General features: G+C 64.3%; 11 protein-coding genes and 1 pseudogene. 7 read left to right on the top strand and 5 right to left on the bottom strand.

The window, feature by feature from the left end:
• Nucleotides 1-133 precede the first annotated feature (133 nt).
• From BPNPMPFG_RS23055 to BPNPMPFG_RS23030, 6 genes are all read left to right on the top strand, one after another.
• Nucleotides 134-1,582 carry an APC family permease gene (locus BPNPMPFG_RS23055; RefSeq protein WP_258590946.1) on the top strand — a complete coding sequence of 483 codons (1,449 nt, stop codon included), beginning with the start codon at nt 134-136 and terminating at the stop codon, nt 1,580-1,582.
• Between the two features lie 56 nt (nt 1,583-1,638).
• Entirely contained in the window at nt 1,639-2,832 is a 1,194-nt protein-coding gene (locus tag BPNPMPFG_RS23050; RefSeq protein ID WP_258590945.1) for a cytochrome P450, read from the top strand.
• Nucleotides 2,829-4,316, top strand: coding sequence for an aldehyde dehydrogenase (locus tag BPNPMPFG_RS23045; RefSeq protein WP_258590944.1), 1,488 nt, complete (start codon nt 2,829-2,831; stop codon nt 4,314-4,316). The genes BPNPMPFG_RS23050 and BPNPMPFG_RS23045 overlap by 4 nt, the downstream gene beginning before the upstream one ends.
• Nucleotides 4,317-4,560: 244 nt before the next feature.
• Nucleotides 4,561-5,415 (top strand): MetQ/NlpA family lipoprotein, encoded by an 855-nt coding sequence (locus tag BPNPMPFG_RS23040; RefSeq protein WP_258590943.1) that lies wholly within the window; start codon nt 4,561-4,563, stop codon nt 5,413-5,415.
• Between the two features lie 85 nt (nt 5,416-5,500).
• The gene (locus BPNPMPFG_RS23035; RefSeq protein ID WP_258590942.1) at nt 5,501-6,589 is read left to right on the top strand and encodes a methionine ABC transporter ATP-binding protein; all 1,089 of its coding nucleotides are present in this window, start codon (nt 5,501-5,503) and stop codon (nt 6,587-6,589) included.
• Nucleotides 6,570-7,223: a methionine ABC transporter permease gene (locus BPNPMPFG_RS23030; RefSeq protein WP_258590941.1), complete on the top strand. Its 654-nt coding sequence runs from the start codon at nt 6,570-6,572 to the stop codon at nt 7,221-7,223. Before BPNPMPFG_RS23035 ends, BPNPMPFG_RS23030 begins: the two co-directional genes overlap by 20 nt.
• A 263-nt stretch (nt 7,224-7,486) precedes the next feature.
• Here the strand turns inward: BPNPMPFG_RS23030 and BPNPMPFG_RS23025 are convergent, their stop codons facing one another.
• The 5 genes and pseudogenes from BPNPMPFG_RS23025 to BPNPMPFG_RS23005 all read right to left on the bottom strand — a co-directional run bounded on the left by BPNPMPFG_RS23025 (nt 7,487) and on the right by BPNPMPFG_RS23005 (nt 13,622).
• Nucleotides 7,487-7,690, bottom strand: a complete 204-nt coding sequence (locus tag BPNPMPFG_RS23025; protein WP_258590940.1) for a hypothetical protein — start codon at nt 7,688-7,690, stop codon at nt 7,487-7,489.
• A 57-nt stretch (nt 7,691-7,747) separates the two neighbouring features.
• Complete coding sequence (locus BPNPMPFG_RS23020; protein ID WP_258590939.1) at nt 7,748-8,863, bottom strand: aminomethyl transferase family protein; 1,116 nt, start codon at nt 8,861-8,863, stop codon at nt 7,748-7,750.
• Between the two features lie 37 nt (nt 8,864-8,900).
• Nucleotides 8,901-9,678 (bottom strand): annotated as a pseudogene (locus BPNPMPFG_RS23015) (ABC transporter substrate-binding protein).
• A 115-nt stretch (nt 9,679-9,793) separates the two neighbouring features.
• Nucleotides 9,794-11,536 carry a hydantoinase B/oxoprolinase family protein gene (locus BPNPMPFG_RS23010; RefSeq protein ID WP_258590938.1) on the bottom strand — a complete coding sequence of 581 codons (1,743 nt, stop codon included), beginning with the start codon at nt 11,534-11,536 and terminating at the stop codon, nt 9,794-9,796.
• A gap of 1 nt (nt 11,537) precedes the next feature.
• Nucleotides 11,538-13,622: a hydantoinase/oxoprolinase family protein gene (locus tag BPNPMPFG_RS23005; RefSeq protein ID WP_258590937.1), complete on the bottom strand. Its 2,085-nt coding sequence runs from the start codon at nt 13,620-13,622 to the stop codon at nt 11,538-11,540.
• Between the two features lie 220 nt (nt 13,623-13,842).
• Between BPNPMPFG_RS23005 and BPNPMPFG_RS23000 the strand changes: the two genes are divergently transcribed.
• Nucleotides 13,843-14,670, top strand: coding sequence for a ferredoxin--NADP reductase (locus BPNPMPFG_RS23000; protein ID WP_258590936.1), 828 nt, complete (start codon nt 13,843-13,845; stop codon nt 14,668-14,670).
• The last annotated feature ends 119 nt before the right edge of the window (nt 14,671-14,789 follow it).

Here is a 14,789-nt window from a genome sequence, read left to right as displayed (position 1 = left end):
AACTTGACAGGCATCGGCTTTGTTTGCAAGTCTATATTCAAAATAAGGGTTCAAATAATGAACCGGCATCCAGAGCGCATGGGACAGGCCGATTGGCCGGCAAACTGATCCGGTTTGCAAACAGGAGGGACCAATGTCAGCAGTTTCGGAACAGGCGCCAGCCAACAGGCTGCGCAAGAACAGTCTTGGCGTCGGCGCCATCACCTTCATGGTGATTTCGGCGGCGGCTCCGCTCACGGCGGTCGCCGGCGGCACGCCGCTCGGCATGCTGATGGGCAACGGCGCCGGCTTTGCCGGCACTTATCTCATCGTGACCATCCTGCTGCTGTTGTTCGCGGTCGGCTATGTGACGATGTCGCGCCATGTCGGCAATGCCGGCGCCTTCTATGCCTATGCGGCGCGCGGGCTCGGCGGCCTAGCCGGCGGCGCCACGGCGCTGATCGCCATTCTGTCCTACAACGCCATGCAGATCGGCGTCATGGGCCTGCTCGGCGCCGCGACCGCCGGGCTGTTCGCCGGCTGGGGCATCAACTTGCCCTGGTGGGTGTGGAGTTTCATCGCCATCGCGCTGGTCGCCGTGCTCGGCTACCGGCAGGTCGACCTGTCGGCCAAGATCCTGACGGTGCTGGTGCTGTGCGAATATCTGGTGGTGCTGATCCTCGACATCGCCATCCTCAAGACCGGCGGCGATAGCGGCCTGTCGGCGGCGCCGTTCAGCTGGAGCCAAATCACATCAGGCGCGCCGGCCATCGCCATCCTGTTCTGCTTTGCCGCCTTCATCGGTTTCGAGGCGACGACCATCTATGCCGAGGAAGCCCGCGATCCTGAGGTCACGGTTCCGCGCGCCACCTATTTCTCCGTCCTGCTGATCGGCGTCTTCTACATGCTCACGGCATGGCTGATGGCGGTCGGCGCCGGTGTCGACAAGCTGCTGCCGACGCTGCAGGGACTGCAGGATCCGACGACCTTCCTGTTCGGCCTGTCCGACCGTTACGCCGGAACGATGCTGTCGCATGCGATGAGCATCCTGTTCGTGTCGAGCCTGTTTGCCGGTGTGCTGGCATTCCACAATGCGGTTGCCCGCTACATCTATGTCTCGGGCCGCGAAAAGCTTCTGCCGCAGACGATCGGCGTGACGCACTCCGTGCACCAGAGCCCGCATGTCGCCTCGGTCATCCAGAGCGTGCTCGCGGCCATCGTCGTCGGGCTGTTCGCCGCGCTCGGCCTCGATCCGGTGCTGGCGCTGTTTTCGTGGCTGACCAATGTCGCGACGCTCGGCGTCATCGTCATGATGGCGGTGGCTTCGCTGGCCGTGGTGATGTACTTCCGGGCCAACCCGGCGGCCCACGAAAACGCACTGAAGACCACCATCCTGCCCGGACTGACCTTCATCGCCTTCGTCGTCATCATCTATCTGATCGTCATCAATTTCGGCGGCCTGTCGGGCGCCAGCGGCTTCCTCGGCGTGCTGCTGCCGGGACTGGTGCTGATTGCGGCTGTGATCGGACTGCTGCTGGCGAGCGCGCTGAAGAGCCGCGATCCGGTCGCTTTCGAAAACCTCGGTCAGCCGTTGAAAGATTGAGCGAAGCAGAAGGGGGCGGGGTGCCCGCCCCCTCACACCGCAAGGGAGTGGCGGCTTTGAGCTTTGCCGAGAACATCACCGTCGAGGCGCTGGAAGCCGATCCGTACCCGATCTATGCCGAGCTCAGGCGCAGCGCGCCGGTGGCTTTCGTGCCGGCGGTCAATCTGTGGTTCGTCACCCGCTGGAAGGATGTCGAGAGCGTGGCGAAATCGCCCGACATCTTTTCCGCCGTCGTCGGCTCATCGCCGGTCGAGCGCTCCTTCGGCAAGCCGACCATCCTGACCACCGATGGCGAGACACACAAACAGCTGCGCCAGGGTGTCGACCCGAAATACCGGCCGCGCACCGTCGCCGCCTATGCCGGCGACCTCGTGCGGTCGATCGCCGAGCCCTATCTCGACCGCATCGCCGAACAGGGCGCCGCCGAGCTGATGGCCGACTATTTCGAGCCGGTGTCGACGCTCAGCCTTGCGCGCTCGCTCGGCCTTGCCGACATCGACATGCCGACGCTGCGCCGCTGGTTCTATGGCCTTGCCCAGGGCGCCATCAATTTCGAGAACGATCCGAAGCGGCAGGAAATCGCCGATGCGATCAGCGCCGAGGTCGGCAACGCTATCCTGCCGACGCTGGAGAGACTTGTCGGCGCGCCCGATGATTCCGCGCTGTCGCATATGCTGCATGACGGCATGCCGGAAGGCACAACGCGCCCGATCGACTTCCTGATGCCGAGCATCAAGGTGATCCTGCTCGGCGGCATGCAGGAGCCCGGACATGGCGCCGGCTCGATCCTCGCCGGCCTGCTTTCGCATCCCGGGCAATTGCGGCAGGTCCTCGACGACCTGGAAACCTTCGTGCCGAAGGCCGTCGACGAGGGCTTGCGCTGGGTGGCGCCGATCGGCACGCAGACGCGGCAGACGACGCGGGCGGTCGAGCTTGGCGGCGCCACGATCCCGGCCGGCGCCCCAGTCGCGGCGCTTGTCTCCTCGGCCAGCCGCGACGAGAGCCGCTTTGCCGATCCGGACCGTTTCGACATCAACCGCGACGAAGGCAACCACGCCGCCTTCGGCTTTGGCCATCATTTCTGTTCGGGCCGGTTTTTCGCGCGCGAGCAGATGTGCCTTGCGGTAAGGCTGCTGCTCGAACGCTTTCCCGATCTCGGCCTGGTGTCGGGCAAGGAGCCGGTGTTTCGCGGCTGGGAATTCCGCGCCCCAACCACATTGCATGTTTCCCTGGGAGTCAGCCACTCATGATCAGCCAGAATGCCATCGACACGCTGCGCAAGACGGAAATCGGCGCGCGGGGCCTGTTCATCGATGGCGTGCAGGCCGATGGCATGAGCGGCGAGAACCTGACGGTGACGTCGCCGATCGACGGCCGCCCCTTCGCCGGCATCGCCGACGGCAATGCCGCCGACATCGACCGTGCCGTCAGGTCGGCGCGCAAGGCCTTCGACAAGGCATCGTGGTCGCGCTCAGCACCTGCCTTTCGCAAGAAGGTGCTGACGAGGCTCGCGGAGCTGGTCGAGAAGCATGCCGACGAACTGGCCGTGCTCGGCGTGCGCGACAACGGCACCGAGATCGGCATGGCCTACAAGGCCGAACCGCTCTCGGCGGCAGGCACCATCCGCTACTATGCCGAGGCAATCGACAAGATCTATGGCGAGATCGCGCCGACGGCAGAGAACGTGCTCGGGCTGATCCACAAGGAGCCGCTCGGCGTCGTCGGCGTCATCGTGCCGTGGAATTTTCCGCTGATGATCGGTGCCTGGAAGATCGCGCCGGCGCTCGCCGCCGGCAATTGCGTGGTCGTCAAGCCGCCGGAGATCGCTTCGCTCACCCTGCTGCGGCTGGCCGAACTGGCGAGCGAAGCCGGGCTTCCCGCCGGTGTGCTCAACGTCGTGACCGGCCGTGGCGCGGTCACTGGTGAAGCGCTCGGCCTGCATATGGATGTCGATGCCATCGCCTTCACCGGTTCGGGGCCGGTCGGCCGGCGGCTGCTCGACTATTCCGCGCGCTCCAATCTGAAGCGTGTCTTCCTCGAACTCGGCGGCAAATCGCCCAACATCGTCTTTGCCGACGCCCCCGACCTGAAACAGGCGGCCGTCGTCTCAGCCAATGGCATCTTTCGCAATTCCGGCCAGGTCTGCGTCGCCGGCTCGCGCCTGCTCGTCCAGGCGTCGGTCTATGACCGCTTCATGGACGAGCTTCTCTCGGCAACCAAGCGGCTGAAGGTCGGCGATCCGCTCGATCTCGCCAGCGACATCGGCGCGGTGTCGAGCGCCGAGCAGCTGGACAAGAATCTCGGCTTCGTCGACCGGGCGGCGGTCGAAGGCGCCCGGCTGGTCACCGGCGGCGAACGCATCCTCGCCGAGACCGGCGGCAGCTACATGGCGCCGACGATCTTCGAAAACGTGACGCAAGAGATGCAGCTAGCCCGCGAAGAGGTGTTCGGGCCGGTGCTCGGCGTCATGCGCTTCGAGACCGAAGAGGAGGCGGTGCGGCTTGCCAATTCGACCGTCTACGGGCTCGCCTCGGCGGTGTGGACCGCCAACCTTTCCACCGCCCACCGCATGGTGCGCGCCATCAATGCCGGCGTCGTCCACGTCAACACCTATGGCGGCGCCGACATCACCGTGCCGCTCGGCGGCGTCAAGCAGTCCGGCTTCGGTCGCGACAAGTCGCTGCACGCGCTGGAAAAATATGTTGATCTGAAGACCGCCTGGATCGCGCTTTGAGGTCAGGGCCGGGCGATCTGCGAATCTGACCTTTCGCTAAGGCATGCGGGATCGCAACGCAGCCGCCGCGGTCGGTCCGGCGGCGTCTTGTGCTCACTCTCTTGAAAATTTTGAGAGAATATTCCCGGCTTTGACGGGAACGGCGAAACGCTTTCTTTGATAAAATCGATAGAATTTCTGACGATGTGATCAAGGCTCGGCAATCCGCCCGGCCGCCATGACTTCACAACCGCAGAGATCAATCATGACTGACTCAGGAAACACTTTGTCCTCTTCCCTTTGGTCAACCCTCAACCGGCGCGGAGGCCTGGCTCTGCTGTTCGCGTCAGCCGTCGCCATCGGCAGCCTGATGGCGCCCAGCGTGTCGTTCGCCGAGGACAAGAAGGCGATCAAGGTCGGCATCATCAGCGGCGAGGACGAGGACGTCTGGCGGGTCGTCGTCGCGCAGGCTGCCGAAAAGGGTCTCGCCATCGAGACCGTGGTGTTCAACGACTACACCCAGCCCAACGAGGCGCTCGAGCGCGGCGAAATCGATGCCAACGCCTTCCAGCACCAGCCCTATCTCGACAACCAGATCAAGACGCAGGGCTACCACATCGTGCGCGTCGGCTATACCGGCGTCTGGCCGATCGGCCTTTATTCGAAGAAGTACAAAGCGGTCGCCGACCTGCCCGAGGGCGCGGTGATCGGCGTGCCCAACGATCCGTCCAATGAAGGCCGCGCGCTGCGCGTGCTGCAGCACGAGGGCGTGATCAAGCTCAGGGATGGCACAGGCATTCTCGCCACCACCGCCGACATCGCCGAGAATGCCAAGAAGGTGGTGATCAAGGAGCTCGACGCCGGCATTGTCGGCCGCTCGGTCGAGGATCTCGATGCGGCGGTGGTCAACACCGACTGGGCGCTGAAAAGCGGCCTGACGCCGGAAAACCGCATCGCGCAGGAGCCCATCGCCGACAATCCCTACCGCAATTTCATCGCGGTCAAGGTCGGTAACGAGAACAAGGCCTGGGTGAAGACGCTGGTGGCTTCCTATCAGAACGAGGCGGTGAAGGCCGAGTTCGACAAGGTCTACAAGGGCACCGGCCTTAGCGCCTATTGAGGACTGTGGGCGCTAACGTGCCTGCTTTAACTGGGAAAGCGGTCCGCGCAAGGCGCGGGCCGCAATCGCATTTTGGGATCCGCGCATGAACCAGCATTTTGCCGCAACCGTCGAGACCACGGATCAGCCAGGCGCAACACCGCGAGACGTGGTGCGCCTTGTCGACCTGAAGCGCCGCTTCGGCGCGACGGCGGCGCTCGACGGTGTCTCGCTGACGGTGCGCAAGGGCGAGATCCTCGGCATCATCGGCCGCAGCGGCGCCGGTAAGTCGACGCTGATCCGCTGCCTGAACGGGCTGGAACAGCCCGATTCCGGCGAGGTCTTCATCGAGGGCCGCGAGATCAGCCGGCTCGGCGAGCGCGACCTGCAGCCGTTGCGGCGGCGCATCGGCATGATCTTCCAGCATTTCAATCTGCTGTCGGCCAAGACGGTCGAGGACAATGTGGCGCTGCCGCTGAAGATCGAGGGCCGGCCGAAGGCCGAACGGCTGCGGCGCGCCGCCGAACTGCTCGACCTCGTCGGCCTGTCGGAAAAGGCCAAGGCCTATCCGGCGTCGCTGTCGGGCGGCCAGAAGCAGCGCGTCGGCATCGCCAGGGCGCTCGCCGCGCGGCCGGCGCTGCTGCTGTCGGACGAAGCCACTTCAGCGCTCGACCCGGAGACGACGCGTTCCATTCTTGCCCTGCTGAAAGACATCAACCGGCAGCTTGGCCTAACCATCCTGCTCATCACCCATGAGATGGAGGTGATCCGCTCGATCGCCGACAGGGTGGCGGTGATCGACGCCGGCCGCATTGTCGAGGAAGGGCCGGTCTGGTCGGTCTTCGCCGATCCGCGTTCCGACATCACCCGCAGCCTGCTCGGCGCCATCCGGCCGCAGCTGCCGGCCGAACTCGCAGCCCGGCTGCTGCCATCGGCCGGGACGGAGACGATCCTGCGCGTGGACGTGGCCGGCGAGGCCGCGCGAGGTCCGCTGCTGTCCGACCTCGCCACTGCCGTTCCAGGCTCCTTCCGCCTCGTCCATGGCGGCATAGACCATATCCAGCAGCAGCCCGTTGGCACGCTGTTCCTTTCTGTTTCGGGCAGCGATGCAAGTCATCTCGCTGAAGTCATCACATTCCTGAAATCCCGCCAGGCGCGGGTGGAGGTGCTTGGCCATGTCGCCAATCCTGTTTGAGCTTCTGCTGCGTTCGATCTGGGAAACCGTGCTGATGACGGCCGCATCCGGCCTCATCTCGCTGGTCTTCGGCCTGCCGCTCGGGCTTGCGCTGGTCGCCACCGATCGCGGCGGCATTGCCGAAAGCCCGTGGGTGAACCGTGCGCTCGGCGCCGTCATCAACGGCTTCCGCTCGGTACCCTTCATCATCCTTTTGGTCGCGTTGATCCCGGTGACGCGTCTGATCGTCGGCACCTCGATCGGCACCTGGGCGGCCATCGTGCCGCTGTCGATCGCCGCCACGCCCTATTATGCCCGCATCGCCGAAGTGTCGCTGCGCGAAGTCGACCATGGCTTGATCGAGGCGGCGCGCGCCATGGGCGGCAATCGCTGGACGATCATCCGTGAGGTGCTGGTGCCCGAAGCGCTGCCCGGCATCGTCGCCGGCTTCACGGTGACGCTGGTGACACTGATCGGTGCCTCGGCCATGGCCGGCGCCATCGGCGCCGGCGGGCTCGGCGACCTCGCCATCCGCTACGGCTATCAGCGGTTTGAGACCAGCGTCATGATCGCCGTGGTCATCGTGCTGATTATCCTGGTCTGCGGCATCCAATGGGCGGGCGACCGACTGGTGGCGAGGCTGGATCGAAGATGATGAGCCGGCTGAACATTCGGATTGGCCGGACCTGCTCACGAAACAATCTTACCGTTGGCGCCGCCCCTCACTGTCCTGCCGGACATCTCTCCCCGTAGAACGGGGAGAGATGTCCGGCCGCAATGTTGGCGTTCTTCCTGCAACGCTGGTGATTGGCGAAATCGGCGATGAGAGCGCCCCTCCCCCCGTCACTATACGGGGAGAGGATGCCGGCAGGCAGGTGAGGGGCAGCGCCGACGGCTGACCAGAGTGACACTGTATGACTATTTCCTGCGGATTTCTTCCTTGATGAGCGAACGCCGCTCATCACCGGACAGCCCGCGGCGCGCACCTTGGCTAAGGACCTCGCTCATGCGCGGCGACAGCTTCATGCCTTCCACCGCGCTGATCTTCTCACCGCGCACACTGGTCAGTACGAACTGGCCGGTCTTGGCTGAACGACTGATTCTTGAGCTGGGAGATTTCATCTGGAGATCATACCATAAGCCCGGAGGGGAGACCAAAACGATTTCCGAAGCAAGCGTCTAGCCTCGCAACCTGACCCCCTCGGGATCGAAGAACGGGATCGGTGCAACGACCGCGCGGGTCGGCTTGCCGTCGATGTCGATGTTGAGCTCGGTGCCAACAGCGGTGAAAGGCAGCCGCAGATGCGCCGTCGCCAGCACCTTGCCGAGGGAATAGCCGTGGTCGCTGTAGGTTACGATGCCGGCATCCTCGCCATCGGCGAGAACCCTGGCATCCGTCGCCGCCGGTTTGTCGCCGTCGAGGATCAGCCCGACCCATTGCTCGTCGAGGCCCTTGTCGCGGACCTTGAGCAGTGCTTCGCGGCCGACGAAATCGCCCTTGTCGAACTTGATCCAGCGGTCGAGGCCGACATGGAACGGCGTGCGGGTCTCGTCCATGTCGATACCATGCGCCGGATAGGCCTTTTCCAGCCCGAGCGTGAACATCGCCAGCACGCCATAGGGTTTGAGGCCAAAATCGCGGCCGGTTCGCATCAACGCGTCCCAGACCGAGGCCGCCTCGTCGGCCGGCACGAACAGTTCGAAGCCGAGTTCGCCGGTCACGCCGGTGCGCGAGATCAGCACTTTCGTTTCGCCGATACGCCCTGAGGTGAAAGACCAGCGCTTGAGGCCATCCAGATCGGCATCCGTGATCAACGCCTTCAAGAGTTCTGGCGAGCGCGGGCCTTGGATGGTCGGGAAGGCAATCGCCGCGGTGGTGTCGGTGACATAAGCCTTGCGGCCCTGCGCATGATGCAACAGCCAGGGCAGCATCTTCAGGCGGTTGACCGAGCCGGTGACCAGCATGAAATGCTCCGGCGCCAGACGGAAGACGGTGAGGTCATCCATGATGCCGCCATCCTCGCGGCAGACCGTGGAATAGCGGACCTGGCCCGGCTTCATCGCCGCGGCATCGTTGACGATGACATGGTTGACCAGCGCCTCAGCGTCGGGCCCCTTGATGTCCATCTTGCCCATGGTGCTGAGATCCTGGACGCCGACATTCCTGCGGGTGTTCAGGTGCTCGTCGGCGATGCCGGAATAGGTTTTGGCCGAGATGAAATCGCCGCCGACCCGACCCATGGTCGCGCCCAGTCCAACGATGCTGCTGTAGAAGGGGGAGCGCCGCTCAGCCAAGAAAGTCTCCATTGTTCATTGCGATCCCGAGGCGGTCTCAGTTGCCGTAGACGTCGAACGAGAAGTATTTATCGTTGATTTCCTTGTACTTTCCATTGGCGCGCAGTGCATCGATGGCCGCATGTGAGCTTGTCGGCCAGTTCCTTGTTGCCCTTCTGCAGCGCGATGCCGACGCCCGGCCCATGAATGGCCGGGTCGGCCGTGAAGGTGCCGAGCAGCTTGCAGCAGGCGCCGTCGGGCTTCTTCAGCCATTCGGTCAAGATGATCGAGCCATCCATCATCGCATCCAAGCGGCCATTGGCCATGTCGGTGCGGGCGTCATCGCCGGTCGGATAGGCCTTGACGGTCGAGCCTGCGTATTTCTGCTCGGCGAATTTCTGGTGGATGGTCGCGGTCTGCACGCCGAGCACCTTGCCTTTCAGATCGTCCGGCGAGGTGCCTGATATGGTCGACTCCTTCGGCACCGCGATGGCTGGCGGCGTCTGGTAGTATTTGTGGGTGAACTCGACCTTCTCGGCCCGCTCGGGCGTGATGGTGATGTTGATGATCGCATCGAACTTGCCAGCCTGCAGCGCCGGAATGGAGCCGTCGAAATCCTGCACGGTGAACTCGCATTCGGTCTTCATCTCGGCGCACAGCGCCTTGCCAAGGTCGATGTCGAAGCCGCCCAGCGTGCCGTCGGCATTGGCGTAGTTGAAGGGCGGATAGGCGCCCTCGGTGCCGATCCTGAGCTTCTTGTCCTGGGCGGACGCAGCACCGGTGGCAAGGGCAAGAGCGACGGAAGCGGCAAGCACGAAACGACCGAAAAGACGCATGCTCCAGATCTCCGTTGAGCGAGAAGTCTACGGTCTTTCGTGACTCCGGCGGAGACGGAAACGACATGTCATGCGCCGATCACGGCGCGGCAAGCGATCCAAGCCGCCGGCAGTGTTAGCCGGCGCGTTGCTTGTCCGTCGCTTTCCGATCAACGGCGAACTCGCCTGCCGACAGGACAACGCCGAATTTTTCGCCGGCTTCCGCTGGTGTGTAGTATCCCAGCGCCACATCACGCAGCACCAGATCGGGATCGCGCTCCAGCGGATCGCCATAACCACCGCCGCCCGGCGTGCCGACGCGCACGCGGTCGCCGGCCTTGAGCGCGATGTCCTGCTCTTTAGAGAGATGCGGCGGTACGTGCTCCTCGCCGTTGCGGAAGACCGTCACAGTATTGACCGCGCCGTCCTTGCCGCCGAGCGCGCCTTGCGGGCCGAAACGGCCATGGTCCATGACGAAGGAAGCGCGGGCGTCGCCGCGCAGGATTTCGACCTCATAGGCGAGGCCGAAACCGCCGCGATGCTTGCCGGCGCCGCCCGAGCCTTCGCGCAAGGCATAGTGGCGGTAGAGCACAGGAAACGCCTGTTCCATAATCTCGACCGGCGGCGACTTTGAGATGCCGATGGTCGAGCAGCCATTGGTCAACCCGTCATGGCCGGCATTGCCGCCATAACCGCCGCCGGAGATCTGGTACATGACGTAGTCGCGGCCGCGCGCCGGATCGTTGCCGCCGAGCGCGAAATTGCCGCTGGAGCCGGCGGGCGCCGCGGTCACCTTGTTCGGCAGCGCCTGCACCATCGCCGCGAACACCGCTTCGGCGATGCGTTGCGACACTTCGGCGGCGCAGCCCGAGACGGGGCGCGGATATTTGGCGTCGAGGAAGGTGCCTTCCGGCCGCTTGACTTCAAGCGGCTCGAAAGCGCCGGCGCTGATCGGCACGTCCGGGAAAATATGGCGCATGGCGAGATAGACCGAGGACAAGGTTGTCGCCAGCACGCTGTTCATCGGCCCGGCGCAGGGCTTTGACGAGCCGGCGAAATCGAAGGTCAGCGTGTCGCCCTGTTTCTCGATGGCAAGCGCGATGGTCAGCGGCTCGTTGACCACCCCGTCGGAATCGACAAAGGCCTTCGAGCGGTAGGTGCCGTCAGGGATGGCGGATATGTTGGCGCGCATCTGTTCGGCGGCGCGGCTGCGTAGTTCGGCGATCGCCTCGACGACAGTTTCGTCTCCGTAACGATCCAGGATTCCATTGAGCCGGTCCTGGCCAATCAGCAATGCCGCGGCCTGGGCTCTGATATCGCCGATGCGCTGGTCGGCGACGCGGATGTTGGAGCAGATGATGGCGTAGATTTCCGGATCCAGCACGCCCTTCTTGAACAGTTTGACCGGCGGCAGCCGCAGGCCTTCCTGCTCGACCGCGGTTGCCGAGGCCGAGAAGCCGCCTGGCACCGAACCGCCAATATCGGGCCAGTGGCCGGTGTTGGACAGCCAGCAGAAGATCTTTCCTGCCCGGTAGACCGGCATGGCAAAGCGCACATCCATCAGATGCGTGCCGCCGAGATAGGGGTCGTTGACGATGTAGATGTCGCCGGGCTCCGGCGGTAGGCAGCGGCCGTCGGCGATCATCTCGATCACCGTCCTGGTCGAATACTGCATGACGCCGACAAACACCGGCAGGCCCTGGCTGCCTTGCGCGATCAGCGAGCCGTCGACGGCCGAATAGATGCCGTCGGAGCGATCGTTGGCCTCGGCGATGACAGGCGAAAAGGCAGCGCGCGAAAACGTCAGGTCCATCTCGTCGCAGACCTGCTGCAAGGCCGCCTGGAGGACCGAAAGCGTGATGGCGTCGAGTTTTGCCATATCAGGCCTCGCCAATGTCGATGATGATGTTGCCGTCGGCGTCGCCGTGCGCCCGGTCGCCGGGTTCGAGCACGGTCGTCGCATCCATCTGTTCGAGGATCGCAGGGCCTTCGATGACCGCGTCGAGCGGCAGCTTTTCCCTGACGTACACAGGCGTGTCGTGCCAGCGCCCGCCATACCAGACCGGCCGGATCTCGCGGCGCGCCTCGTCAAGCGTTTTGGCGCGCCCGGCCGGGTCGATCAATCGCGACAGATCGATCGCGGGCCGCACACCTGTGACCGAGGTGTTGAGGTTGACGAGGTTGGCGCGGATTTCCGGCAGCTCGACCTTGAAGCGGGCGAAATAGGCTTTTTCGAACAGGGCTTGCAGTTCGTGCCGGGTCATCGTCGACGACGGCAGCGGCACGTTGATGATGTGCGTCTGGCCGACAAACTGCATGTCGGCGGAGTGGCTGACGCGGATCGTCTCCGGCTTCACCGCCTCCTTGCCGATCAGCTCCTCGCCTTCGTTTCGGTGCCGTTCCAATACAGCGTGAAGCTGAGTTTCATCGAGAACGGCAACCGGCTGGTTGACCGTGTTGACGAAGTCGTGGCGCAGGTCGGCGACGACGCAACCGAGCGCGTTGGTGATGCCGGGCCGCGCCGGCACCAGCACTTTGGGCAGGCCGAGTTCGCGTGCCAGGGCTGTCGCATGCAACGGACCGGCGCCGCCGAAGGCAAACAGCGCGAAATCGCGCGGGTCATGGCCGCGCGACACCGAGACCATGCGGATGGCGCCCGCCATCTTCATGTTGCCGAGCCTGAGCACCGCGCCGGCCGCTTCGACGCCGGACAGGCCCGTGGCCTTGCCGATCCTGTTCTCGAAAATCCCGGTGACGTGCTCGACGGTGACCGGGTTTTCGACCGCCAGCAGCTTCTTCGGCGCCAGCCGGCCGAGCACCAAATTGGCGTCGGTGATGGTCGGTTCGAGGCCGCCGCGCCCGTAGCAGATCGGACCGGGATTGGCGCCCGCACTTTCCGGGCCGATCTGGATCAGGCCGGCCGCGTCGACGCGGGCGATCGAGCCGCCGCCGGCGCCGACCGTGTGCACCGCCACCATCGGAACGTGGATCGGCATGGCATATTCGATCTCGATCTCGTTCGACACCGCCGGCTCGGCGTTGCGGATCAACGCCACGTCGGTCGATGTGCCGCCCATGTCGTAGGTGACGAGGTTTTCGAAGCCGGCGCGTTTTCCCGTATAGGCGGCGGCAATGACGCCGGAGGCCGGACCGGACATCACGGTCTTGGCCGACTCACGTGTGACGAAGCGGGCCGAGATCATGCCGCCATTGCCGTTCATGATCAGGAAGTCGCGGGCATAGCCTTTTGCCGCCAGCTCCTTGCGCAGCCGCTCGACATAGCGCTCGAGGATCGGCTGCACCGAGGCGTTGACCGCAGCGGTGACGCCGCGCTCGAACTCGCGCGCTTCCGACAGCAGCGCGTGGCCCGTGGTGATGTAGCCATTCGGCCAGAACTCGGCGGCGATTTCGGCGGCGCGCCGCTCATGCGCCGGGTTGGCGTAGGAATGGAGGAAATGGATGACGAGGGACTCGCAGCCGGCCTCGATCAGCGTCTTCACCGCGGCGCGCATTTCGGCCTCGTCGAGCGGCGTGCGCACCGTGCCCGACGCTTCGACGCGCTCCGACACTTCGAGCCTGAGATTGCGCGGAATGATCGGCACGAAGCTGCCGGTCATGCCATAGGCCTGCGGCCGCGTGCGCCGACCGAGCTCGATCACATCGCGAAAGCCGCGCGTGGTGATCATCCCGGTTTTCGCCAGCCGGCGCTCGAGCACGGCATTGGTGGTGGTGGTGGTGCCGTGCACGATGAGGTCGATGCCGCCGATGGCGAATCCGGTGGCACCGAGCGCCGAAACCACGCCGAACGCCTGATTGTCGACCGTGGTCGGCGTCTTGGCGATATGCACCCGGCCGCCGTCGCGTCCATCGATCAAAAGCAGGTCGGTGAAGGTGCCGCCGACATCGATGCCGGCCACGACGCTGCCCAGGGAATCCGGCTGCTGCACCGAAAAATTCTCTTTCATTGTCGAAACCCGAAATGCGCGGACTACGGATATGTCACAGTTTGGAAAGGTGTTTCGCGGCGGTATCTTGACGCAAATATCGTTTGTATACTAATAAATTCCGGACACAAGAGCTTACCGCTTGGGAGCGTGCGAGCAGCACGCCGGGACCTGAATGGTTCGGGCGCGCAGGAAAATTTTTGGTGCCCGCGTCCACGGTTGGGCAAGAAGGTTGGACTTGATGAACACCACATCCGCGCTCAACACCGCCGGCGCCCGCCCGCTGCAGTTTCCTATACCGGCCAATGTCTATGCCGAGTCCGTCGTCTCGGTGAAGCATTACACCGACCGGCTGTTCTCCTTCCGCATCACCCGGCCGCAGTCGCTGCGCTTCCGCTCCGGCGAGTTCGTCATGATCGGCTTGCCCAATGCCGAAAAGCCGGTGTTCCGTGCCTATTCGGTGGCCAGCCCTGCCTGGGACGACGAGCTGGAATTCTTCTCGATCAAGGTGCCGGACGGCCCGCTGACCTCGGAACTGCAGAAGATCCAGGTCGGCGACACCGTCATCATGCGGCAGAAGTCGACCGGCACGCTGGTGGTCGACGCGCTGACCCCCGCAAAACGCCTGTTCATGATCTCGACCGGCACCGGCATCGCGCCCTTTGCCAGCCTGCTGCGCGACCCCGATACCTACGAAAAATTCGAGCAGGTAGTGCTGACCCACACCTGCCGCGACAATGCCGAACTCACCTATGGCCAGGAGCTGGTGGCGGGGCTCGAAAGCGACCCGCTGATCGGCGAGCTGACCGGCGGCCGCGTCACCCTCTACAATTCGACCACGCGCGAAGAGTCAGCGCGCATGGGCCGCATCACCGCGCTGATCGGGTCCGGCAAGTTCTACACCGACCTCGGCATCGACAAGCTCAATCCGGAGACCGACCGCATCATGATCTGCGGTTCGATGCATATGCTCAAGGATGTCAAGGAACTGGCCGAAAGCCTCGGCTTCGAGGAAGGCTCGCTGCATCATCCGGCGAGTTTCGTGGTCGAGCGCGCCTTCGTCGGCTGAGGCCGACGCCCTCAAACCTGCACTTTTGACCAGCCTTTTCGGCTATGATCCGCTGAAGGACTCGTGAAGTACGACTTCACGGGCTATCTTCGGGGCGATCGCCGAATGAAAGGGCAGGA

The organism is Mesorhizobium sp. AR07 (assembly GCF_024746815.1).
Taxonomy (GTDB): Bacteria; Pseudomonadota; Alphaproteobacteria; order Rhizobiales; family Rhizobiaceae; genus Mesorhizobium.
Note: the sequence above shows the minus strand (reverse complement) of the source record. Positions and strands in the feature narration are given on the sequence as shown.